The sequence below is a fragment of the Falsibacillus albus genome, from assembly GCF_003668575.1.
GTDB classification, from domain to species: Bacteria; Bacillota; Bacilli; order Bacillales; family DSM-25281; genus Falsibacillus; species Falsibacillus albus.
On the sequence record NZ_RCVZ01000019.1, the window covers coordinates 1 to 21377 of the forward strand.

General features: G+C 43.0%; 27 protein-coding genes and 1 riboswitch. Of the genes, 21 read left to right on the top strand and 6 right to left on the bottom strand.

The features are described from left to right. The first annotated feature begins 246 nt into the window (after window positions 1-246). Together D9X91_RS19475 and D9X91_RS19480 are read left to right on the top strand one after the other, a co-directional pair. Entirely contained in the window at window positions 247-507 is a 261-nt protein-coding gene (locus tag D9X91_RS19475; protein ID WP_121682326.1) for a hypothetical protein, read from the top strand. Window positions 508-544: 37 nt separating this feature from the next. After that, on the top strand, window positions 545-1012 hold the full coding sequence (locus tag D9X91_RS19480; protein ID WP_121682327.1) for a DUF3291 domain-containing protein: 468 nt from the start codon (window positions 545-547) through the stop codon (window positions 1010-1012). 40 nt (window positions 1013-1052) lie between these two features. On the opposite strand, the gene D9X91_RS19485 is transcribed toward D9X91_RS19480, so the two are convergent. Continuing rightward, a complete protein-coding gene (locus D9X91_RS19485) occupies window positions 1053-1646 on the bottom strand; it encodes a YdeI/OmpD-associated family protein (RefSeq protein WP_121682328.1) in 594 nt (197 codons plus the stop codon). Between the two features lie 197 nt (window positions 1647-1843). Here D9X91_RS19485 and D9X91_RS19490 point away from each other — a divergent pair, with 197 nt between their 5' ends. From D9X91_RS19490 to D9X91_RS19510, 5 genes are all read left to right on the top strand, one after another. Further along, the gene (locus D9X91_RS19490) at window positions 1844-2119 is read left to right on the top strand and encodes a hypothetical protein (RefSeq protein ID WP_148709094.1); all 276 of its coding nucleotides are present in this window, start codon (window positions 1844-1846) and stop codon (window positions 2117-2119) included. A gap of 214 nt (window positions 2120-2333) precedes the next feature. Next, the gene (locus D9X91_RS19495; RefSeq protein ID WP_121682330.1) at window positions 2334-2609 is read left to right on the top strand and encodes a hypothetical protein; all 276 of its coding nucleotides are present in this window, start codon (window positions 2334-2336) and stop codon (window positions 2607-2609) included. Window positions 2610-2618: 9 nt separating this feature from the next. Beyond that, complete coding sequence (locus D9X91_RS19500) at window positions 2619-2834, top strand: hypothetical protein (protein WP_121682331.1); 216 nt, start codon at window positions 2619-2621, stop codon at window positions 2832-2834. Window positions 2835-2999: 165 nt separating this feature from the next. Next, window positions 3000-3704, top strand: coding sequence for an MBL fold metallo-hydrolase (locus tag D9X91_RS19505; RefSeq protein WP_121682332.1), 705 nt, complete (start codon window positions 3000-3002; stop codon window positions 3702-3704). Between the two features lie 24 nt (window positions 3705-3728). Then, complete coding sequence (locus D9X91_RS19510; protein WP_121682333.1) at window positions 3729-4313, top strand: TetR/AcrR family transcriptional regulator; 585 nt, start codon at window positions 3729-3731, stop codon at window positions 4311-4313. A gap of 131 nt (window positions 4314-4444) precedes the next feature. On the opposite strand, the gene D9X91_RS19515 is transcribed toward D9X91_RS19510, so the two are convergent. Further along, window positions 4445-4906, bottom strand: a complete 462-nt coding sequence (locus tag D9X91_RS19515; RefSeq protein WP_121682334.1) for a VOC family protein — start codon at window positions 4904-4906, stop codon at window positions 4445-4447. Window positions 4907-5093: 187 nt separating this feature from the next. On the opposite strand from D9X91_RS19515, the gene D9X91_RS19520 reads away from it, so the two are divergent. The 4 genes from D9X91_RS19520 to D9X91_RS19535 all read left to right on the top strand — a co-directional run bounded on the left by D9X91_RS19520 (window position 5094) and on the right by D9X91_RS19535 (window position 7792). After that, window positions 5094-5642, top strand: a complete 549-nt coding sequence (locus tag D9X91_RS19520) for an NADPH-dependent FMN reductase (RefSeq protein ID WP_121682335.1) — start codon at window positions 5094-5096, stop codon at window positions 5640-5642. Window positions 5643-5656: 14 nt separating this feature from the next. Further along, complete coding sequence (locus D9X91_RS23070) at window positions 5657-5782, top strand: hypothetical protein (RefSeq protein ID WP_267900823.1); 126 nt, start codon at window positions 5657-5659, stop codon at window positions 5780-5782. Between the two features lie 459 nt (window positions 5783-6241). Continuing rightward, a complete protein-coding gene (locus tag D9X91_RS19530) occupies window positions 6242-7219 on the top strand; it encodes an HD domain-containing protein (RefSeq protein WP_121682337.1) in 978 nt (325 codons plus the stop codon). A gap of 90 nt (window positions 7220-7309) precedes the next feature. Next, window positions 7310-7792, top strand: a complete 483-nt coding sequence (locus tag D9X91_RS19535; protein WP_121682338.1) for a DinB family protein — start codon at window positions 7310-7312, stop codon at window positions 7790-7792. Between the two features lie 70 nt (window positions 7793-7862). On the opposite strand, the gene D9X91_RS19540 is transcribed toward D9X91_RS19535, so the two are convergent. Continuing rightward, window positions 7863-8828, bottom strand: coding sequence for a quinone oxidoreductase family protein (locus D9X91_RS19540; protein ID WP_121682339.1), 966 nt, complete (start codon window positions 8826-8828; stop codon window positions 7863-7865). Between the two features lie 211 nt (window positions 8829-9039). On the opposite strand from D9X91_RS19540, the gene D9X91_RS19545 reads away from it, so the two are divergent. The 5 genes from D9X91_RS19545 to D9X91_RS23110 all read left to right on the top strand — a co-directional run bounded on the left by D9X91_RS19545 (window position 9040) and on the right by D9X91_RS23110 (window position 13448). Next, window positions 9040-9336, top strand: coding sequence for a nucleotide pyrophosphohydrolase (locus D9X91_RS19545; RefSeq protein ID WP_121682340.1), 297 nt, complete (start codon window positions 9040-9042; stop codon window positions 9334-9336). Window positions 9337-9405: 69 nt separating this feature from the next. Next, on the top strand, window positions 9406-10773 hold the full coding sequence (locus tag D9X91_RS19550) for an amidohydrolase family protein (RefSeq protein WP_121682341.1): 1368 nt from the start codon (window positions 9406-9408) through the stop codon (window positions 10771-10773). A gap of 18 nt (window positions 10774-10791) precedes the next feature. Then, window positions 10792-11265 carry an NUDIX domain-containing protein gene (locus D9X91_RS19555; RefSeq protein ID WP_121682342.1) on the top strand — a complete coding sequence of 158 codons (474 nt, stop codon included), beginning with the start codon at window positions 10792-10794 and terminating at the stop codon, window positions 11263-11265. 417 nt (window positions 11266-11682) lie between these two features. After that, the gene (locus tag D9X91_RS19560; protein ID WP_121682343.1) at window positions 11683-12147 is read left to right on the top strand and encodes a GNAT family N-acetyltransferase; all 465 of its coding nucleotides are present in this window, start codon (window positions 11683-11685) and stop codon (window positions 12145-12147) included. A 224-nt stretch (window positions 12148-12371) separates the two neighbouring features. Beyond that, window positions 12372-12455, top strand: a riboswitch (cyclic di-GMP riboswitch). Window positions 12456-12524: 69 nt separating this feature from the next. Then, window positions 12525-13448, top strand: coding sequence for a methyl-accepting chemotaxis protein (locus D9X91_RS23110; RefSeq protein ID WP_121682344.1), 924 nt, complete (start codon window positions 12525-12527; stop codon window positions 13446-13448). A 51-nt stretch (window positions 13449-13499) separates the two neighbouring features. Here D9X91_RS23110 and D9X91_RS19570 read toward each other — a convergent pair whose 3' ends face one another. Next, window positions 13500-14675, bottom strand: a complete 1176-nt coding sequence (locus D9X91_RS19570) for an MFS transporter (protein ID WP_121682345.1) — start codon at window positions 14673-14675, stop codon at window positions 13500-13502. An 81-nt stretch (window positions 14676-14756) separates the two neighbouring features. Here D9X91_RS19570 and yeiL point away from each other — a divergent pair, with 81 nt between their 5' ends. After that, window positions 14757-15428 carry a transcriptional regulator YeiL gene (gene yeiL, locus D9X91_RS19575; protein WP_121682346.1) on the top strand — a complete coding sequence of 224 codons (672 nt, stop codon included), beginning with the start codon at window positions 14757-14759 and terminating at the stop codon, window positions 15426-15428. A gap of 73 nt (window positions 15429-15501) precedes the next feature. Here yeiL and D9X91_RS19580 read toward each other — a convergent pair whose 3' ends face one another. Next, a complete protein-coding gene (locus tag D9X91_RS19580) occupies window positions 15502-15975 on the bottom strand; it encodes a DUF6516 family protein (RefSeq protein WP_121682347.1) in 474 nt (157 codons plus the stop codon). After that, the gene (locus D9X91_RS19585) at window positions 15953-16726 is read right to left on the bottom strand and encodes a MerR family transcriptional regulator (protein WP_121682348.1); all 774 of its coding nucleotides are present in this window, start codon (window positions 16724-16726) and stop codon (window positions 15953-15955) included. Before D9X91_RS19585 ends, D9X91_RS19580 begins: the two co-directional genes overlap by 23 nt. A 263-nt stretch (window positions 16727-16989) precedes the next feature. Here D9X91_RS19585 and D9X91_RS19590 point away from each other — a divergent pair, with 263 nt between their 5' ends. The 4 genes from D9X91_RS19590 to fucP all read left to right on the top strand — a co-directional run bounded on the left by D9X91_RS19590 (window position 16990) and on the right by fucP (window position 21368). Beyond that, window positions 16990-17277, top strand: a complete 288-nt coding sequence (locus tag D9X91_RS19590; RefSeq protein ID WP_121682349.1) for a hypothetical protein — start codon at window positions 16990-16992, stop codon at window positions 17275-17277. 304 nt (window positions 17278-17581) lie between these two features. Next, on the top strand, window positions 17582-18118 hold the full coding sequence (locus tag D9X91_RS19595) for a hypothetical protein (RefSeq protein WP_121682350.1): 537 nt from the start codon (window positions 17582-17584) through the stop codon (window positions 18116-18118). Window positions 18119-18498: 380 nt separating this feature from the next. Beyond that, window positions 18499-19542, top strand: a complete 1044-nt coding sequence (locus D9X91_RS19600; protein WP_121682351.1) for a LacI family DNA-binding transcriptional regulator — start codon at window positions 18499-18501, stop codon at window positions 19540-19542. A gap of 479 nt (window positions 19543-20021) precedes the next feature. After that, the gene (fucP, locus tag D9X91_RS19605) at window positions 20022-21368 is read left to right on the top strand and encodes an L-fucose:H+ symporter permease (RefSeq protein WP_121682352.1); all 1347 of its coding nucleotides are present in this window, start codon (window positions 20022-20024) and stop codon (window positions 21366-21368) included. Window positions 21369-21377 lie beyond the last annotated feature (9 nt).

Here is a 21377-nt window from a genome sequence, read left to right on the forward strand (position 1 = left end):
ATGCCTGTCGCAGAGAAAAATCGAGTTGAAGGGAATCAGAAAGCGGATCTGATGCCCGTCGCGAAGAAAAATCGAGCTGAAGGGAATCAGAATGGGGATCAGGTGCCCGTCGCAGAGAAAAATCAAGCTGAAGGGAACCAGAAAGCGGATCTGATGCCCGTCGTGTAGAAAAATCGAGCTGAAGGGAATCAGAAATCGAATCTGATGCCCGTCGTGTAGAAAAATCGAGTTGAAGGGAATCAGAAAGTGAATCTGATGCCCGTCGCGGAGAAAAATCGAGTTGAAGGGAAACAGAAAGCGGATCTGATGCCCGTCGCGGAGAAAAACCAAGCTGAGGGGAATCAGAAAGGGGATCAGGTGCCCGTCATGGAGAAACATCGAAATGAAGGGAACCAGAATACGAATCTGATTCCACTCCAAGAAAAAATTCAAGCGGAAGGGAAACAGATTATTGAAAACCAGACGCTCTGTCCCTTGAAGAAAAGGTTATTGCCGCATCCTTCTTGAATATAAATGAGTAAAACCTGTATATGGAGGGCTGATTATGGCTTTCGTTTCAATCTATACGGTCGGCAGGCTAAAACATGCCAATGACCACCCTGCTTCTCAGGAGTTTTTTGAAGTAGGGGATAGTGTGTTTCGTCAGGCAAATGATTCCGGAAAAATGATAGATGCGCTTTCACCAAAGGGAGTCCCTTTCCCTGAAAATCTTATAGAGGGGGATGGTGCCCCGATTCTTACACTGACAGTATGGAAAGACCTTCAATCCTTATTTCGCTTTACTTACTCAGGCCTGCATAGGCAAGCGTTGAGAGATAGGAGCAAATGGATGCAGCCTTATCAAGAAACCCACCTTTCCTATGTAATGTGGTGGACAGAAATGGTGAAGGATGTCACATGGAAAGAAGCATTCAAGAGGTACGACCATTATATTCAGAATGGGTCGACTGCTTTTGCATTTGATTTTAAGCATGCCTTTGATGAAAAAGGAGAGGAGTGTTCGGTTAAGTAGCGGACAATAAACAAACAAGGGACAGATGCCCTGTCCCTTGTTAATCATTTAATCCCTTTCCATCGAGGATGTGCTGCGTATATTTTTCAACCCTGGCCGTTCGTGTTTTCGATTGTTTCGCTTTAGAAAAATAAAGAAGATAGGCTCGTTGCCGTCCAGGCGTCAATTCTTCAAATGCCGCTTTCAAGTCAGGCATCTCATCGAATTTATGTTGAAGTTCTTCAGGGATGGCGTAATCTTCATTCTTTTTGAACTCCACTTCCAAACCGGCTTTTTCAACTTCGATGGCTTGTTGGATATAGGCTTTCAAGACCGGTTCCAATTCATTGATTTCCTCTACATTGGTGAAGCGGATCTGGCGCGCAGCCTGTACATTTTCCGTTTGCTGGATAAGAATGTTTTGAGGATCCTTTACTAACGAGCCTTTATGAAACAGCAGTGCACAATATTCTTTAAACCCATGGATCAACACGACGTTTTTTCCATCAAGGGTGTAACAAGGGTGCATCCATTTGAAATCTTCCGTCAGCCCGCAGTCTAGAATGATTTCCCTCAACTTTTCATATTCTGCTTTCCACTTTTTTGATTTGCTTAAATAATCATCAACCTTTGGATTCAATTTAATGTCGGCCATCTATAAACACTCCTTTTTGACTTGCTTCTGTTTACGATTGTCATAATGCCATTTTAAGTTAATTCATAAGTCCCGTCCATGATTCGGAGGGGTTCCTTATAGTATTGTCCATTTGATGGAAGAAGTAATTGGATTAAATTGAATATTATGAAATAATTGGTATATAGGGATGGCGAAAATGAAATTAGAAGGGGGCGTTGGATATTAACATCTGGATGTACATAGCGGTTTTTGCCGCCCAAGTAATCGGAGGCGCCATAGCACTTGCGGTGTTTTCGTCTATCCACATGAACAACAGGACGAAAGGATTTGTGAGTCTGGCAATTATCATTTTAGGGATGATTTATTCTGTATTTCAAGGGTTTACTCTTTCACAGACAATGGGAATCGGGATGACGTTCATTTACTTATTCTTATTTGCCGTCACCTACTTTATCCAAAGACGGAAAAAGGAAAGCGGCATTATTTCTTAAAGAAGGAGCATACGAATTTGGTGAAGTATTAGTCGGAAATGCTGTCGTCGTTGACCTTTAGCTTGTTGATTTAACAGCTTTTCTGATAAAGATTCATCGGATGGTGTTGATCGGAGCGAGCATTCTTCCGCGGAAATCAACTTTCCTATTAAGAGCAGTAAACATTACGAAAAGAGCCTAAAAGTTATCAAAAGTATACGGGACAGGTGGGGAAATGGATCAAAAAGAAAATGGTTATTACGGCTATGAAAAAATAGAAAAGTTATCGAAATTGTGCAAATTCACGAATTGCCAGCATATAAGCGAACCACATTGCGCAGTAAAAAAAGCAATTGCTGATGGTACTCTCTCACAAGAGTCCTTCAATAACTTTTATAGAGATAAGAAAGAAAAAGAACATATCTCCAACCAAAAGAATAAGACGAAGGCAGTTGACTATATGAAGCAAAGGAAGCTTTTCCAAAATCCTTTTTCAATTGAAAACAGTTAAGGGGGAAATATGCTGAAACAAGTAGTAGAAAAGATCATTTATTTTGTCTTCACGGTATTTATTTTTATCGTCTTATGGAAGCTGATGGCTGTATTTTGGGACAAATTTGTGCCCTGGAATTATAAAACCGACCTCTTGGGACTGTGTGTGGTCACACCATTATTAATCGCACTGTCATTTATATTATCAAGCTTGTCTTTTAAAGTCATAAAAGCCTCTAAATGAATGTTCACTCTTATTTTGACTGCCATCATAACGAAACGTATGACGAAAAATGTCATGCGTTTTTTTATGCCATGTTCAAAATGCCTTTGACAAAACTAATGATATTAGTTATATTGAAACTAACGTTATTAGTTTTATAAAAACGACTCGAGAGGGATGGGGAAATTGAAGGTCATTCAAGAAAGCAGTACGTACCAACTGACGTTTATGCCACGGTTGTTTCCTGTCAGCTGCTATTTGGTGGATGAAGGGGAAGGTTTAACGCTGATTGATGCAGCTTTGCCGAATAGTGCCGCATCGATCTTACAAGCAGCGGAAAGGATCGGGAAGCCGATTAATCGCATTGTGCTGACCCACGGACATATGGACCATGTAGGGGCATTGGATAAACTGAAAAGTCAGCTGCCCCACGCATCCGTTTATATTTCCAAGCGTGATTCCCGCCTGCTGCATGGGGACAGTTCTTTGGACCCTGGAGAAATTCATCCTATTAAGGGAGGGGTCGCTAAAAATATTCAAACGCAGGCGGATGTCCTGATTAATGACGGTGACAGGATCGGTTCTTTGATCGCCATTTCATCCCCGGGCCACACGCCGGGATCGATGTCCTTTTTCGATGAAAGGAACGGACACCTTATTGTAGGAGACAGCTTCCAAACGCGTGGAGGCATTGCCGTATCGGGGAAAATGAAGCCGCTTTTCCCATTTCCTTCTTTCGCTACATGGAACAAGGAAACTGCAGTGGCAAGTGCGAGAAAATTAGCTGGCCTTCAACCGGAGCTTCTTGCCGTTGGACATGGAAAATGGATCAAGCAGCCACTGACGAAAATGAAAATGGCTATATCAGAAGCAGAAAAAGGTTTAGGATAACAACAGGAAGGGGGAGATGAACCAATGCCGCGTGCAGGATTAGATGAAGCAACGGTTTTACAGGCAGCGATGGAAATCGCAGACGAGCAGGGATTGGATGCGTTGGTTTTAGCAAAACTAGCTAAAAAACTCGGTGTACGCACTCCGTCCCTCTATAATCATATCGATGGGTTAATGGGTTTAAGAAAAAAACTAACTGTATACGGATTGGAATCACTAAGCGAATCCCTGACTCAATCAGCAGTAGGTAAATCGAAAGAGGATGCCGTGAGGTCTCTGGCAGAAGCATTCATTCACTTTGCCCGCAGGCATCCAGGTCTTTACGAGGCTGCAGAGCGTTCTCCTCATTGGGATGGAGAAGAAATTCAAACAGCATCAAAGAAAGTGCTTGATCCGATCATTCAAGTATTTCAAGCGTTTGGAATTGAAAATGAAGGTCTGCAAGTCCATCTGATCCGCGGTTTTCGCAGTCTTGTCCATGGGTTTGCCTCGATTGAACAGCAGGGCGGGTTTGGGATGCCCGTTGAAGTGGATGAGAGCTTTCAGGTGGTCATTGACACCTATCTTGACGGAATAAAGTCGACAGTTGAAGCTCATAAAAAAGAATGAAAAGACAAACGGCTCCTTTCGATTCGGAAATGAAAGGAGTCGATTTTTTATCTCTTATTTAAAGCGTTTTTCCTCAACCTGCTTCAGTACGTCATATTCATCAATCATGGTTGTTCCTCCTTTTGCGGATTTCAATCAGCAAGGGGCAGCTTTTCCCACTCGCTTAAATAAAGGACATCACTCTCTGCGTTTTTCCTTTCGGGGAGTACACAAAGAAATTCTAATGAGTTTCCATCAGGATCATGAAAATAAAGGGCGGCAGCAGGCATCCATGTGTGCACCATTGGTTCCACAGGCTCCAATCCGAATGCATCCCTAGGTTCGATGCCTCTTTCAAGAAGCCAATCCTTCGCATTGACGATGCCTTCATAGGAAACCTTAAAGGCAAAATGACTCGTTCTGAAGTCTTCATCAGGGACCTCCCAAACACCAAGCATTTGTCCTTTTTTATTATTTCTGTCAAACCAAAAGAACGCCACTCGTCTCTCTTCAATCGTATGTGCAAGGTCCATTCCAAGCTTTTTGTAGAAATCGATCGCTGTTTCCAAATTTTTTGTTTTTACATGTGTTTCATATAACGTTCCAGGCATCATAATAAAACCTCCTAATATCTTCTTTCCTTTATAATATCCCATTTGCCTATTCATAGATTCATGGAATGGTAGTAAGCCTTCTACAACTTTTGATGGAAGATTCTGTTTAAATAGAGGAGATGGGACACGTGGCAAAGAAAGAAATATAAGTTGATGAAATATGTCTAATGAACCTAAGAGGTGAAATATGAATATTCGTCCATTTAAGATTTTAGCCATATCCGGCAGCCTAAGGGAGAAGTCATCCAATTCTGCATTATTGCGTGCGTTTATTTCAATGATTCCATCAGAGGGACAGGCAGTTATCTACAAAGAAATAGGCAGCCTTCCGCATTTCAATCCCGATTTAGACCATGATGACGTTGATGATGCGGTTTCCAATTGGCGCAGCCAGCTACAAGAAGCGGATGGCGTACTCATCTGCACACCAGAGTACGCCAAAGGGATTCCGGGTTCATTGAAGAATGCACTTGATTGGGTCGTATCCTCAGGGGAATTGGTCAACAAACCTGCAGCAGTTATTACCGCCTCGCCCCACCCGGATGGAGGTGGCACGGCTATGGGGTCATTATTGGGTACACTTTCCATGATGAGTGCATCGGTTGTGGAGGGAGGATCCTTGACGGTTTCATTTGTAAATAAAAAGCTGAGACCAACTGGTGAAATTGTGGATAAAGCGTTGGAATCGCATTTAAAAAATCTACTGGATGCCTTGTGTAGTGAAATAGGATCCTGAATTTTGGAGGGAAAATGATACTTATTGGTTTTATTTTCGTGGTAGTGACGCTGTTTTCAATAGAAGTACAGCTAAGAAAGGGAAATAAGCAAAACGAAGTGATGATCGAATTGTTAAAGGATTTAATAAAGAAGAAGTAGTTTTCTGGAACATAAAAGGTTTTAGGTGGTATGTATGATTTATCAATTTGATGTGATGAAACAAGCACAAGCTGAAACCATTGCATACAAGTGGCGCTATGATGGTGAATATTCATTTTATGGCATGGAAGCCGATCAATAGGACTTGGCTGCGTTTTTAGACCCAAAAGCCAAGGAGTGGGGTGGATTATCCTTGGTGGGATGGTGCAACTGTCCTCTACGTTATAAGGGAGATGAAAGAATGAATACAAGCATTTCTTTATGGATGGTTTTAATCTTAGCGATCATTTTATTTATCATTCCACTCATCTCAATGATTTTCAATCCAAGGTTCCTAAGTAAAAACAGACCTTTATTAAAATTTGTTTATTCACTATTGGCCGTTACATCACTGATTTTAATCTTTATCATCCTATTTATTATTTTTACTACCCGTAATTAACTGATGGAGTGAATTTAATGCTGATAAAAGATGAACTATACGGGGAATTCGAAGTAGATAGAGTAATAGAAGAATTAATTCTGAGTGAGCCTGTTCAAAGGTTAAAGGAAATCCATCAAGGCGGGGCTAGCTACTTGGTCAATGAAAAGTGGAATGTCACTCGTTTTGACCACTCGATCGGGGTCATGCTGCTGATCAAAAAACTCGGCGGCTTGGTAGAAGAGCAAATCGCGGGGTTATTGCATGATGTCTCACACACCGCGTTTTCACACGTAGTCGATTTTGTTTTTAATCATAAAGAGGAGGACTATCATGAGAAAATATTTAGCTCGGTTGTAGAAAATTCAGCGATCCCTTCTATCCTAAAAAAACATGGCTATGATTATGCGGATGTACTGCTTGATGATACGAAGTGGACATTATTGGAGCAGCCGGCACCTGAATTATGTGCGGATCGTGTGGATTATACGCTGCGTGATATGCAAAGGTATGGACAAATTTCGTTGGAAGAGGCGCAACGGTTTTTGAATGACCTGATCATCATAGAAGGGAAAATGTACCTTCAAGATGTTGAAATTGCTGAATGGTTTGTCCAAACCTACTATAAAGAAGTCATTGATTTTTTCATGGATCCGCTAAATATCTATGGCTACGATCTGTTGGCTAAAATCCTGAAATGCTCATTGGAAAAACAGATTATCACCCCGGAGGATTTTCTTGGGAAAGATGACGAGGTACTCAGTAAAATAAAGTCATCAGCAGATCAAGAAGTACTCAGTTTGTTAAGCAAGCTCAATCCAAGAGTAATTGTCAAAGAGGATAGGGAGAATTACGATTTTTATCGCAAAAACAAAGTTCGTATGATAGACCCATCTGTATTAAGAGAGGGCGAATTAATCCGGGCGTCATTGCGATCTGAGAGGATCAGAATGATGAATGAGGACGCTTATGAAAAAGCGACACAAGGGATGTATGTGCGTGTGTCAACTAATTGATAGACTTCAACATCTCTTAATAGTAAATGGCTAATTTTACACGATACTCAGCAAGACGATAAAAAAATCAATTCAAAGGAGAATAAAAAAATGGATGTATTAGCAAAACAGTATGATTGGATCAAACGCACAAGAGAACTTTTATTTCAATACTGCGAATCTTTGCCACAGGAAGATTATGTGAAGGAACTTGAGATCTTTGCCGGGGATTCCATCCTCAGCTCTCAAGTTCACGTCGCCAATTGCTATCGATGGTGGCTCGGGGTGCGTACCCTTGGAAAATCGTATCCGGAGACCACACCAGAGTCTGTGAAAGACATCAACGGGGTTCGGAGCCTTTTTAAAGAAGTCGATGACCTCGTTCAAGAATTTCTGAGTGAATTCCAAGGTGATTGGGACAAAATTATCCACATGACTTTGAGCAGCGGAGAAAAACTAGAGCCTACCACATTGTGGCTCTATACCCACACCACCACCCATGAATTCCACCACAAAGGCCAAATCGTAAAAATGGGAAGATATCTTGGACACATTCCGCCAGATACAGATCTGATTGAACCGCCAGTATTGTAAAGTCAACGATCAATGAAAAAACCTGGAGACATGCTTGATTTTGCGTGTCTCCAGGTTTATTTTATGCCCATCAAGGCATCAATAATAGTTTCCCCGTGCTTTTACGGCTTTCCAATAATTCGTGAGCTTGTTTCCCGTCTTTTAATGGGAATTGAACGGGTTCTGCAATTTTCAGCTTTCCATCGGCAATCCAGTCGAAAAGCTGGATGGAGCGCTTGATTCGTTCCTCTTTGGACGTAAGCACATTCCAAAGGTCGCCGCCTGTAATCGTTTTGGACGTATCCATCAACATCCGGGGATCCACAGGTGCAGGATCGCCGCCAGCCATTCCAAAGAACACGACTGTCCCTCCGATACGGGTCGCAGCAAAGCTGTCAGATAACGTAGCGCCGACGGATTCAAATGCGACGTCTACACCTTTTCCTTCTGTCATTTTCAACACTTTATCCACCCATTCATCGCCATAAAGATAGACTTCGTGGGTACCAGCATTTTTCGCGGTTTCAGCCTTTTCAGCTGAAGAAGTAAGACCGATCACCTTGCCGCCAAGGATGGTGATCATTTGTGTCAAAAGCTGCCCGACTCCGCCTGCCGCTGCGTGAACGAGCGCGGTGTCGCCTTCTTTAATCTGATAGCTGTCATGCACGAGATAATGTGCCGTCAATCCTTGCAGCAATACAGACGCAGCTGTTTCGAATGAAATGCTTTCCGGTAAAGGAATCGCTTTTTCCTCAGGAACAGCCACAAACTCGGCATTCGCATACGGCACATCCGCAAATGCGATGCGGTCGCCTTTTTGAATGGACGATACACCGCTGCCAACTTCCTCTACGATACCTGCGCCTTCATATCCCAATATATACGGAGGCTGTCCGGAGAGGTGGTAGTTGCCTTTTCGACGATAGACATCCGCAAAATTCAAGCCGATTGCTTTCGTTTTTACGAGTACTTCATCCGGTCCAACGGTAGGACGTTCGATTTCTTGATAATGCAGAACTTCCGGTCCGCCAAATTGTTCAAACACAAGTGCTTTCATACTATTCCTCTTTTCTATGTAAATTTTTTCGGGTTAGTGGAGCAGTCCCCCACAATTCCTGTATAGTTGCTTCTATTTAATGTCCGGCTTCATTATAAACTACCTTCAAGTCAGGAAACAAACGATAGGACGACTATTATGAATATGTCCCTGTAAAGACTTCAATATGGTAAAATTAATTACATATTCTGTATGTAATGGAGGCTTTTACATGAAAAACATGATCGATGCTATCACCCAATTTCGCGATGAAAGAAATTGGGAAGGAAACCATAACTTAAAAGACTTGGCCATCTCAATTTCACTTGAGGCAAACGAACTGCTGGAGAATTTTCAATGGAAAAGCAGTGAAGATGCGCTGCAGTCACCCGAGCAAAATATCAAGGAGGAAATGGCCGATGTCTTCATCTACCTGCTGCAGATGGCTGACAAAATGGGCGTGGATCTAGAAGAAGAAGTGTTTAAAAAAATCGAAAAAAACGCGTTGAAATATCCGGTGAATCAATAACTTGTCAATGGGAGAAATGCAGTAGTTGTTGAATATAATAACTACTTTCAATTAAAGGGGGGGTTGTCATTGTCTTTAGAGCAAAGCATTCTACTGAAAAATGCTAACTTAGTTGATGTGGAGGCATCTACCATTTATCCTGCATCGGTTCTTATTGAAGATGGGATTATTTCAGAAGTCATCAAAGGGAGTGATCATCTAGAATCACTGGACTCAAGCATTCCTAAAACAATTGACCTAACCGGGAAATGGATCATTCCTGGCTTAATTGATATGCACGTACATATTAAAGAAAAATTTGCTCCGCATTTCGTTGCTTCAGGCATTACCACTGTCCGAAATACAGGTGGAAATGTACTTGAGTTAAAAAAGTTAATGAAAGCGGGCAATACAGACCCTACCCCAAGAGTTTTTTCAGCAGACCGGATCATAGACGGCCCCCCGGGACTTTTTGGAGAAACATCCCCTTGGTCGATCAATATTGATGATCCAGATATGGCAAGGCGTGAAGTAAGGAGGCAAATCGAGGCGGGAGCGGACCTTATTAAAGTTTATGGAATGCTTTCTGAGAAAATTATGACGGCAGTAGTACAGGAAGCGAGTAAGTTTGGGATAGAAGTAAGCTGTGATTTAATACACGCCAAAAAAGTAAATGCCGTTAATGCGGCAAGGATGGGGATTAAGTGGAATGAACATGCATCTGGATTTATTCAAGCTATGTATCCCCAATGGAACATGAGTGCTCCTCAACATATTTGGCAAGAAGTGGATTGGAAAAAACCTAATTTATCCCTTATCAAGGATGTCTGTTTGGAACTACTAAAACACGATGTCATTATATGCCCGACTATGATCTTGTTTGACCAAATGGATCGATTGCCGGATTACTGGAAAGTCGACAATGAAATAACGAAGAAAACATTTCAAGACCATCCACTGATCGGACAGTGGGAAGCGATCTCCCAAAATATTGATGCACTGAAAATGTTAGGTAAACAAAGTCTAATCAATAAAGCAATTGCCAAAACCTATTTTGAATTAGGCGGCACAGTCGTGGCAGGGACTGACACTCCTGCAGGCGTATGGACGTTTCCAGGGATGGCTCTTCACAGAGAATTGGAGCTGTTTGTAAAGGCGGGATTTCCTGAAATGGATGCTCTCAGGGCCGCCACAATTATCGCGGCCGAAAGTTTACATGAAGATACCCGAGGTGTCATTCAAAAAGGTGCAATAGCTGATATTTTAGTCTTGAACAGTGATCCGATTGAAGATATCAAAAACACCAAAAACATCGATTGGATTATCAAAGGCGGCAAGGTATATTCCCAAGAAAAAATCCTAAGAAGTATACCTAGTGAAGAATATATCAATAGAACACTTGAAGAATTTTTAGGTGAATTTGAGGAGACCATGATTGATTTTATCGTTAAAACCTAGAAGGGTGGCAGGTTAATATTGTCCTATCATATCAGAGTCAGAGCAGGTGCAGTCATTATTAAAGACGACGCGGTTCTTTTGATAGAATTCAATGACGAAAACGGGCTCCATTACAATCTCCCAGCAGGCGGTGTAGAACCGAATGAAACGATCATCGGAGCCGTTCAAAGAGAAACAAGGGAAGAAGCGTCTATTGAGGTAGAGGTTGGTCCATTGGCGTTTGTCTACGAGTATGCCCCGCATATGAACGCCAATAAATATGGAGAAACACACTCACTTGGCCTCATATTCGCATGTGAAATCAAAGACGGATCCTGCCCCGGAATACCGGATCAGCCCGATCCTAATCAAACAGGGGTAAAATGGGTCAAACTGACGGAATTGCCTAACGTCGTCCTGTATCCCGATATGAGAGAGCATATTATCAAATACAACGAGAATAAACGAAATATAGATATCATTGAAGAGCATTTATTGGGAGAGTTTGTTTGATAGTGGAATTGTGGCTTGAATTCAAGCCCGAAGGAACAGGAAACCTGTCCTTTCCCCAAAAGAATGAAACGCATACTCATTGCGCTGCCATAAAAGGCGGCTTTTTCTTTAGGGGCTATTCTAAAGGTTTTCTTCAAAAAAGCTCTTGAACAAATTAAGGTTTTTACAAGTTTAAGCCCAAAACCTACGATGGAAAAAAACGAAAGTATGATAATCTGATGCCAGTTGGGAGCAGGAAACGGAATAAAGGGAATCAAAAAGCGAGCATCCTGGAGCTGAACCCAATTTATTTACTTACTTTAGAGCCAATATAAGAAACCCTTATGTCAAACAATAAAAACAACCTCATTAACTTATCGCTTTTTGTGCAGTACTATTAAATTAATAAATGGCATTTCAAACAAAGGGGGCACAGCTATGGAAGCAGAAATCACGTTTCGAATAGCGGAAGAAAAAGATTTAGATTCCATTGTAGCGATGTTGGCAGATGACAAGTTAGGCAGTATACGTGAAAGATATGAACAGCCTCTCCCAGAAAGCTATCTCAAAGCATTTCAGGCAATTACATCTGACCCTAATAATGAGTTGGTTGTCGCTTGCCGCGGCCATGAAGTGATTGGGGTACAACAAGTCACGTTCACCCCGTACATCACTCATCAAGGTGGATGGAGAGCAACGATTGAGGGGGTAAGGACCTCATCAGCTGTTCGAGGAAAAGGCCTCGGAACCGAACTGATTCGCTATGCCATCAAACGGGCAAAAGAACGCGGATGCCATTTGATCCAACTGACAACCGATAAGCAAAGAGGTGATGCTTTGCGATTCTATGAGAGATTAGGTTTCAACGCGACGCATGAAGGGATGAAAATGAAATTGAAATAGATGCTTTTTTGATGGTGATTAGCTTATTTTTAAAATGTAACTGACCATTTGGTGTTGATTGAAGCGAGCACCCTTAAGCGGAAATCAACTAAACATTCTAATAGAGACAATATAATCACTAATCTTACTTATGGCCGTAAAAAACAAAAAATAAGAAAAGAAAAAATATTCTAGTAAATTCAATTGTAAAACAATCGGCCTTTTAGTACGATAGTCATACAAATAGAGACGTTGGAAGTTAAGATCATTCATTGGGAATTGGGCGCTTCAATGAATGGGAGCTAGTAGCGCAACCGGCCGGCATGTAATACGAAAGAGAAAACTTTATTTGTACTGTCTTCCAAATGAATACAATAAGATTGGAGAAACGTACGAAAATGAGAATCCCCTCTACTTACTTGGAAAGTACACAAGCTCTGGATGAAAGTGCAGTGTTGACCGCTATTGAACATTCATTGGCCATGATTGAATTTGATCCGAACGGCTCCGTGCTATGGGTCAACGAAAACTTTGCGAAAACCATGGAATACTCTGTGCAAGAAATGCCTGGTATGAAGCACAAACAATTTTGCACACCTGAATATGGCAATAGTCAAGCGTATATGGAATTATGGAAAAACTTGAGAAATGGGAAGAGCTTTCAGGAAAAGATTCAGCGTGTGACCAAAAGTGGAAGACTGCTTTGGTTAGAAGCAACTTATTCGCCTGTATTTAACGAAAATGGCACTGTCATTGGCGTTGTTAAGATTGCAACCGATATTACTGAACGGGAAACGAATACAGTCAAAATCGCATCACAGCTTCAGCAGATGTCAGAAGAGTTAAGTGAAAAAGCAAACCACGGCATCCAACGAAGCGAAGAAGCTTCCAAATCGACCAATAAATTGGTGAATGAATCGAAAGAGAATTTAGAAATCCTGGATTCGCTTAAAGAAGAGGCGCAATCGATCGGCAGTATTGTCAAAACCATCAAGGAAATTGCCACTCAAACGAATCTATTAGCCTTGAATGCTGCGATTGAAGCAGCGAGGGCAGGAGAGCATGGACGAGGCTTCAATGTGGTAGCAGGTGAAGTCAGGAAACTGTCCAATCGTGTGCAGGATTCCATTAAAGAAGTCCATGATCATATTGAAGGAATAACGGGAGAAATCAAAAGGATCAATGAAGCCACTTTGCGTTCCCAAACGAGTGTCGCGCGTAATCAAAAACTAAACGAAGAAGCTGTGTCTGCTTTCAATGAAATCGGCAGTGCAGCAAAGAAATTGGATGACCAAGCAAAAAACTTTAAAGAAATGTTATAAAAAAGTAGAAATCACTCATTTAAAAAAGGGACAGTTTAACTGTCCCTCCAATCATGCAGCCGTCACAGCGGCTTCTTTTTTTTGCGTCAAAGATCGATAACGAAGCGCAAGAAGCATGGATGGAATCGTGGATACGACCATTCCCAAGAATGCGTACCTTGGTTCGATTTCGTATAAGTAGCCCCCGAAGATCGTGAAGGCAGCCGTGCTCCAGCTGAGCGCCAACGCGGAATAAATGCCTTGTGCCTTTGGAATTTGCGCATGGGGGATGTTTTTGATCAAGTATTTCATGAATGCATAATGCCCCATCGCGAACGAGAAGGAATGCAGCGTCTGTGCCAGGCAGAATACCCATACACTCGGAAAGGCATAGACCAATAACCATCGTACGGTCGATCCAAATGCGGCAAGTGCCAGCAGGGACCCGGACGAAAATTTGCCGAACTTTTTATCAGCCACCGAAAAGAAGATGATCTCCGCGATGACCCCGATATTGATGATGACGCCGATCAAGTATTTAGGTGCATGAATCTCCTGCAAATAAATGTACCCATAATTGTAATAGGATGCATGTGCTGCCTGCAGTAAAATGACGATGATCAGGACAAGTCCAAAGTGCTTAATCTTGAATAGATCGAGAAAGCTGCCGAGCTTTGTTTTATCTACTTTTGGTCTTTCCGATAACACATCCGGTGCCGGCAACAAACCGAGGCCCAAGAAGATTGCCATTCCGGCTGCGAGCACCCAAACAATCACTCTATCGCCAAGCGCCCCTGTAAAGAGTGTCAGTGACAGCCCGCCAACGACGAACCCGGTCGATCCCCACAATCGGCTTTTTCCGTAATGTTTCAATTGCTTGCTTTGCACAAGTACACCAGCTGCCGTATCCAAAGCCGGCATCAATGTCGGATAGAACAAATGCAAAAGCAAAGTCGCGATAAGCAGGGTGGTAAAGGATCCTGTCATCGTGGTGCTAAGAATGAAAATCAGGGTTCCGATCGCCGCTCCGTTCAACAAGCTCTTGCTGCTGAATTTCCCTGATAAGGTAGGAAAAGCAAATAAAGTAGAGAGTCCCCGTGCCACGAGTCCGATGCTCATGATCAGACTCGCCTGCCCGACGGAAATGCCTTTTGTATGAATCATCCAACCGGTCCAATAAGGTAAGAAAATGCCCCAAGTCAAATAAAAACTAAAAAATTGTTTGCTCATCCATCGTTGTGTGTTCATTTTTGTTTACCTCCAATGATTGCATGATATCATGGAGGTAGAGGCAAAAATATGAGATATCTCATATTTTGGAGGTGGACGATGAAAATTTACAAAAATGATAAACGGAAGCAGTATTTGGAGGTGCACTCCATTGACCATTTATTTTCGTTTCCGATTAAGGAGTTTATTGAGGTCCGTGAATATGAGCGTGATGAATGGATGATCCAGGAAGGCATGAGGCCGGACTTTTTATTTTATATCATCGAAGGGAAAGCCAAGATTTATTTGACCCATCAAAACGGGAAAGTTTCTCTGCTGAACTTTGTGAACGCGAATGAATTTTTCGGAGAGATGGAATTATTGAATGAAGTGTATTACACAAAAGGTATTCAAAGCTCGACGAAAACCATCTGCTTTGCCCTCCCATTTCACCGCTGCCGGGAGAAGATGCTCGACGATACAAAATTCCTGCGGGAACTAGCCACGTTTCTTAGTGAAAAAGCCTCCAAAATGGCGGCCAAATATTCGCAAAGCCTGGCCTTCCCGCTTGAAAACCGGCTGGCGGATTTCATCCTACAGACATCCGATGAAGGGATCTACAAAGAAAAACACGTAGCGGTCTGCGATTTTCTAGGTGTCTCCTATCGCCATCTGCTTCACGTCTTCGCCCAATTTTGCGAGAAAGGTTTTTTGCAAAAAGAAGGGACCCGCTATCATATCCTCAAACGCTGCGCATTGGAAGAAATGGCGAATGTGCTGAAGAATGGGTAGGGGGAGAGCCATCTGATTGAAAAAAATAAAACCTGAGTTATATCACAAAATTTCGTAGATTGACTCAGGTTTATTACTTGCTGTTATTTTCAACATACCTTCGGACATAAACGTAGCGCTTAATGAAAAGTAAAACATTATATAAACATTTATATTCATTATCTCGTTCCCGTTTCTTAGCTTCTTGATCAAATTCGTTTTCTTTCATGTGCAGATGAAAAGGATCGAATTCTTTCACATGACCTGGTGCTTCTTTAGGATGATAATGGGCATGAAATTTCATTAATGTCCCTGGAGAATCATCCCAGTCATAAAAGTATTCAATTATTTCGTCCGTTTGATTATCGATAAATTCTACACATTTCAAAGAGGGAATTGATAGAAAGAGCTTAAAGCGGATCCGTTTTGCTTGAATTGAAACATAGGGACCGTGATGACCAGGAACTTCGACTCCGAATATTTCATTCACTTCTTCTATGATATCCCGAAAATCTAAGCGTCCCAGCTTTGAAAAATTCGTCCGTTTAATCCCGAGAGTCTTCTTCATCCGCTATCCTCTGTAAAAAGAAAGACCACATCGCCGCATCGGTTTCTTCTTCAGTGGTGAGATGGTTCCAGTCTTTGTTTCCAAAGACTGCGTTAAAGTCTTCTCCCTCGTATTTCTTTTTAAAATGATCCAAATAAGAAAGGATCTGCTCTTTTTCATTTACTGTATTGGACTGTTTAGACTCCTGCCACTCTCTTATGTCATCATGGTAGGATTCCACTGCTTCTTTCACTTGATACCTTACCCCAGACGGTGCATCGTACCAAAAGTCAGGATGAATCCTGATTTTCTCGTTTGTCGTCTTTCGTTTCACCTGGTCTAAGTTGCCGTCTTCTGATTTTTTGAGAAATCTTCCTTCATTAATCCAGTTGTTGATCGTTGTTGTACTCACACCGAAGTAAGTAGCTAGCTGTCCTGTGGTGTATCCCTTGATGTTAGTAGGGTTAGGTGTTTTCATCTTTAATGACCGAACTTTACGAGTCCCGCTAGCGACCTTAACCATTTCAAGCAAGATCTTTTCAAGGGCTTCCTTTGCAGCATCATAGTCATCGAGAAGAAGGGTTTCCGACCAATTACTGGTGGATGCCAATGTGGTGTCCTTGATGAGGTTGGTCATGGCTTTGATGAAAATGAGACGAAAATGATTATCGTTGAAACAAATGGATGCCCACTCTTCTACATCTAATTCATGAAGTAAATGAATCTTTTCCTCATACACTCTTTTTTCAATTTCCGTGATTGGCATATGCATCACCTCTTACCTCCAACTCTACACATAACTGCAAGTAACTACAAGTTTTAACACAGAACAGAAACTTACTACAAGTATAGTGTGGTACCTTAAGAATTATACATTTTTGGAGGGCCAATGATGCGAGTTTCTGGATGAACAGCGGGGCAGGAGTGTCTCATAGCGAATTGAGGAAGCTAAAGCATTTGAAAAACAAGATCTTTTCGATGTGTCCATTTCCCTATCATTTTCTCTATATAGAAGACAAAAGGAGATGATAGGAAGTGTTTATTTCAGCGTATGCAGCCTCAAGGGACGAGAAGTTTCCGACGGAGAGCCTAAAGGTGTATCGTCTGTTGCATGAACTATTGAATGATAAGGCATTGAGAAAAGATGATGGATACCGATTTCTGCCATACAGGGAGATTTGGGAGAGCGGGATCGAACGCGGCCTTTTCACTTTTTATGAAGATCCGTTTGCAGTGATGATGGACATGCTGACAGTCATGGAAGAAGCAGGATTGGTGATGCGTAAGCGGGTGACTGGGGGGAGCTGGTTTCGGTTTTTATGAAATGAAAGCAGAGATAGTTCCAGTCTAATAGCTTCCATTTGAGAGCCAGCACCCGGGAAACGGTATCAAGTCGAAGCGAATAACTCCCGATTGAGAGTCGGCCCAGGTGAAACGGGACCAAATCCGCGCGATGATCTCTCGTTTGTAGCCAGCCCTCAGTATGTGGGCATCCTTCAACGTAAATCAACCATAACCTTTTCTCCTTACTCTATTTTACGAAAATTACTAGAATTGCCCTCACCCTTTCCTCCTAATGAAATACTATATTATGTACCATAATTAATAGATAGTTAGGAGGTTTTAGATGGAGAAAACAGTAGAAGTACAGCTTTCCCCTCCATGGGTGACGTATTATAATGAACTGCTCAATACGATCGGCAAGGATCCGGATGCAACTGTCGGACCGCTGATTCCGTCAGACGGAAATTATATCGTCCCTGTTATGGTAATGGGGGATGGAAAAGCTGAAGCGCTGGCTACCTTGTTGAAGCCAACAGTGGAGTTTGGTGGTGTGACGCTCACCGTAGTCGTCATCAACGAGGAACAGCAAATCGTCAGCCCGCTCCCTTGTCCGTTAGGGGTATTTGCCGTAGCCGATCTTGCGGATACTGCGTTGTCCGGTAATCCGTACTACGATCAGACAGTAGTCAAACGATTATCCCCGGGAGGTCCGAATGCGGTCTACCCGGTTTTCGCGCCTGAAGTGATTCAGTTCTTCAATGATGATATTTCCAACTTGTGCAACAACTTTACAGGCGTAGCATCCAAGGTTTTTGCAGAAGTGATGATAGAAGAACTCTGTCGTGTTTCGATATTATTTTCCACTAGCTGCGAAGAGTAAGTGGAAAAGCCTAGATTTAACGTAAGCCCACAACCCAACGCCTGCCCGGCACTGTCTCTTTTCATAGCCAAAAGAGATTGTTTTTCCTCCTTAGTTGTATAAGGTTATGTACGGAAAAAAGCAGCGCACCTTTTTTAAGGCGTGCTGCTTTGTATTTGTATAAGGGGGTCTGACCCCCTTTTATGCTTTAATGGAAAAAAGTTGATTCTGCAATTTTCAAAAAACTTCTTGCAATCTTTTTAATGGCATGCTAGATTATAGCCAAGAACAAAAATCTAAACGTTTACATTATTGTTCCATCAGCATTATCTGGTAAAACGTGTATAAGTTCTATTTTTTTTCGTAAGAATCTAAACGTTTACATTTAGGAGTTTTGTCCAATGGAAGGAAAAGCAACGATTCAGGATGTAGCGAGAGTCGCTGAGGTCTCGATTGCGACCGTTTCGCGGGTGATCAACAACCAGGGGGGTGTGCGCAAGGCGACGGAAGAGCGGATTCTGAAGGCAATCGAGGAGACGGGGTATATCCGCAATGCGGCAGCCCGGTCCATCAAGATCAAGGATACGAAGACGATCGGGGTCATCGTTCCGGATATCAATAACCCGTTCTTTCCATCCGTCATGGCAGGAATTGAACAAAAGGCCCGGGAGAATGGCTACTTAGCGATCTTGGCCAGTACGAATGAATCCACGGTCGTCGAAGGTGAAATCTTGAAGAACTTTATTGAACGCGGAGTGGACGGCGTGATCCTCACGACGGCGAACGAAGCGGGCGATCATCTGAAGCAGGTGCACGAACAAGGGATTCCTGTCGTGGCAGTCGACCGAAGCATCCAGCGCTATGATTGCGACACCGTGCTTGTCGATAACGTCAAAGGCTCTTATCAGGCGGTGCAGCACATGATCCTTCAAGGCCATGAGAAGATTGCCATCATCTGTGGTCCGCAGAACACAACGCCGGGGCGCGAGCGGTTCATCGGCTACAAAAAAGCGCTGGAGGATTACAACATTCCGCTTGATGAACGCTACATCATACAAGGGGACTTTGGCGAGCGAAGCGGTTATTTGGCAGCGAAGGAGCTGCATGACCTTGAGGAGAGGCCTACAGCGATTTTTGCATCGAACAACTTGATGACGATCGGCTGTGTGAAAGCCGTCAGCGCACTGGACTGGAAGCTCGGCGAAGAAGTTTCATTCTTTGGATTTGATGACGTCGAGATTGCGACCTTTGTGAATCCGAAACTTAGTGTGGTGTCCCGCCCGATGCATGCCGTCGGGGAAATCGCCTTTCAGCTGCTCCATGAACGAATCCAATTCAAGGAGCCGCTGCCGAAACGGGAATACAAACTCTCACCTGAGCTGATCGTCAGGGAATCTTCCAGGGCTCTCTTTCCAAAGGGGATCCAAAGTGGACAGACCTCATAGTGAATGGCTCTTTTCTTAAAGATTGTTGTTTCCTCTAACAGTTTTTTTCAATAGCTCATCATATGACGTGGATTGGAGCGTAAGGTGCGAGACTCCGGAGGGAACAGCGGGCCAGGTGAGACCCTGCAGCGAAGCGAGGAGAGGTAAGGTGGATGTTCGATTAAGTTCGGCACGTCGTGTGCCAACATCGAACGACCTCACTTCGTGTGAGGGCCCTCGGAAAGCGAGCATCCTGAAGCGGAAATCAACCTACACAACCTTTAATGATTAGCAACAAACTTTATGAAAAGAGTGTTATAAAAACCCCCTAATGAATAGAGGCACGAAGCATTGTGCCTTCTTCTTAAAGATAATATGAAAGCGCTTTAAATTACAGTGGTTGAAGTTCATGAAATCAACTTACTATCAATCTATTTTTCTGCCAAATTAGCTTGCGAGTACCAAAGAAAATTTCAATCAAACAAAGGGGATGTTTGTCCATGAAGAACAACGAATTGATTCAATTGCCTGATGGATATTTGAATCGCACACCTATATTCCAATTTATCCTTGTGTCATTGCTGTTTCCGCTCTGGGCGGTCGCGGCGAGCTTGAATGATATTCTCATTGCTCAGTTCAAGCATGTATTTGACCTGAGCGACTTTGCCAGTGCTTTCGTGCAGAGTGCATTTTACGGAGGGTACTTCCTGATTGCGATCCCGGCTTCCATGGTCATCAAAAAAATGAGCTACAAGGTTGCGATCATGACCGGCCTTCTCTTTTACATCGTCGGCTGTTCCTTGTTTTACCCGGCGTCCCATATGGCGACGTACACGATGTTCCTTGTGGCGATCTTTGCGATTGCCATCGGGCTGGGCTTTCTGGAAACGGCGGCCAATACATACAGCTCGATGATTGGCAGCCGCAAGTATGGGATTTTGCGCTTGAACATCAGCCAGACGTTCTACCCACTCGGGTCGATTGCAGGGATTCTTTTGGGGAAATACTTGGTGTTCCAGGATGGTGCAAGCCTCGAGTCGCAAATGGCGAACATGTCTGATGCTGAAGCGAAGGCATTTGGGCTGAAGATGCTCCAGCATACACTTGAACCCTATAAATATATCATTTTTGTCCTGGTTGCCATGTTCCTATTGTTTGCATTTACGAAGTTCCCGGCATGTAAACCGGCAGCAGAAAAAACAAAAAATAATGAGAAATCGCCTGGCATCGGCCAGACACTGAAATACTTGGCAGGCAACAAACGTTTCCGCAAAGGGGTTGCGGCTCAATTCTTATATGTCGGCATGCAGGTGACGGTTTGGTCGTTCACGATCCGCCTGGCGCTCGATTTGAATTCGGACTTCAATGAACGTGCGGCTTCGAACTTCATGGTCTACAGCTTCATTGCCTTTTTTGCCGGTAAGTTCATTGCCAATTTCTTAATGACACGATTCTCTGCTTCTAAAATCTTGTTCAGCTATTCGATCATCGGCTCTGCTTTATTGGCCTATGTCGTACTCGTTCCAAACCTCACGGCTGTGTATGCAGCGATTGCAGTGAGTATGCTCTTTGGACCATGCTGGCCGACGATTTATGCTGAAACACTCGAAGTGGTTGAAAAGAAATATACCGAAACAGCAGGAGCGATCCTCGTCATGTCCATTGTCGGTGGAGCTGTCATTCCAGCCATCCAAGGATACGCATCCGACGCATTCGGCTCCATGCAAACGGCGTTCATCGTATCAATGGGCTGCTTCCTATATGTCGGCTTCTACTTCTTCGGTGAAATGAAGAAACAGAAAGCTGTCGTAAAAGAAACAGACAAATCGATCAAATTGGCGCAGTGAAGAAAATAG

Coding starts and splice junctions, on each gene's coding strand:
- D9X91_RS23070 (WP_267900823.1), top strand. CDS start 5,657: ATGATACTTATTGGTTTTATTTTCGTGGTAGTGACGCTGTTTTCAATA.
- fucP (WP_121682352.1), top strand. CDS start 20,022: ATGAAGAACAACGAATTGATTCAATTGCCTGATGGATATTTGAATCGC.
- D9X91_RS19540 (WP_121682339.1), bottom strand. CDS start 8,828: ATGAAAGCACTTGTGTTTGAACAATTTGGCGGACCGGAAGTTCTGCAT.
- D9X91_RS19515 (WP_121682334.1), bottom strand. CDS start 4,906: ATGATGCCTGGAACGTTATATGAAACACATGTAAAAACAAAAAATTTG.
- D9X91_RS23110 (WP_121682344.1), top strand. CDS start 12,525: ATGAGAATCCCCTCTACTTACTTGGAAAGTACACAAGCTCTGGATGAA.
- D9X91_RS19510 (WP_121682333.1), top strand. CDS start 3,729: ATGCCGCGTGCAGGATTAGATGAAGCAACGGTTTTACAGGCAGCGATG.
- D9X91_RS19580 (WP_121682347.1), bottom strand. CDS start 15,975: ATGAAGAAGACTCTCGGGATTAAACGGACGAATTTTTCAAAGCTGGGA.
- yeiL (WP_121682346.1), top strand. CDS start 14,757: ATGAAAATTTACAAAAATGATAAACGGAAGCAGTATTTGGAGGTGCAC.
- D9X91_RS19545 (WP_121682340.1), top strand. CDS start 9,040: ATGAAAAACATGATCGATGCTATCACCCAATTTCGCGATGAAAGAAAT.
- D9X91_RS19485 (WP_121682328.1), bottom strand. CDS start 1,646: ATGGCCGACATTAAATTGAATCCAAAGGTTGATGATTATTTAAGCAAA.
- D9X91_RS19530 (WP_121682337.1), top strand. CDS start 6,242: ATGCTGATAAAAGATGAACTATACGGGGAATTCGAAGTAGATAGAGTA.
- D9X91_RS19600 (WP_121682351.1), top strand. CDS start 18,499: ATGGAAGGAAAAGCAACGATTCAGGATGTAGCGAGAGTCGCTGAGGTC.
- D9X91_RS19480 (WP_121682327.1), top strand. CDS start 545: ATGGCTTTCGTTTCAATCTATACGGTCGGCAGGCTAAAACATGCCAAT.
- D9X91_RS19500 (WP_121682331.1), top strand. CDS start 2,619: ATGCTGAAACAAGTAGTAGAAAAGATCATTTATTTTGTCTTCACGGTA.
- D9X91_RS19520 (WP_121682335.1), top strand. CDS start 5,094: ATGAATATTCGTCCATTTAAGATTTTAGCCATATCCGGCAGCCTAAGG.
- D9X91_RS19585 (WP_121682348.1), bottom strand. CDS start 16,726: ATGCATATGCCAATCACGGAAATTGAAAAAAGAGTGTATGAGGAAAAG.
- D9X91_RS19570 (WP_121682345.1), bottom strand. CDS start 14,675: ATGAACACACAACGATGGATGAGCAAACAATTTTTTAGTTTTTATTTG.
- D9X91_RS19495 (WP_121682330.1), top strand. CDS start 2,334: ATGGATCAAAAAGAAAATGGTTATTACGGCTATGAAAAAATAGAAAAG.
- D9X91_RS19595 (WP_121682350.1), top strand. CDS start 17,582: ATGGAGAAAACAGTAGAAGTACAGCTTTCCCCTCCATGGGTGACGTAT.
- D9X91_RS19535 (WP_121682338.1), top strand. CDS start 7,310: ATGGATGTATTAGCAAAACAGTATGATTGGATCAAACGCACAAGAGAA.
- D9X91_RS19560 (WP_121682343.1), top strand. CDS start 11,683: ATGGAAGCAGAAATCACGTTTCGAATAGCGGAAGAAAAAGATTTAGAT.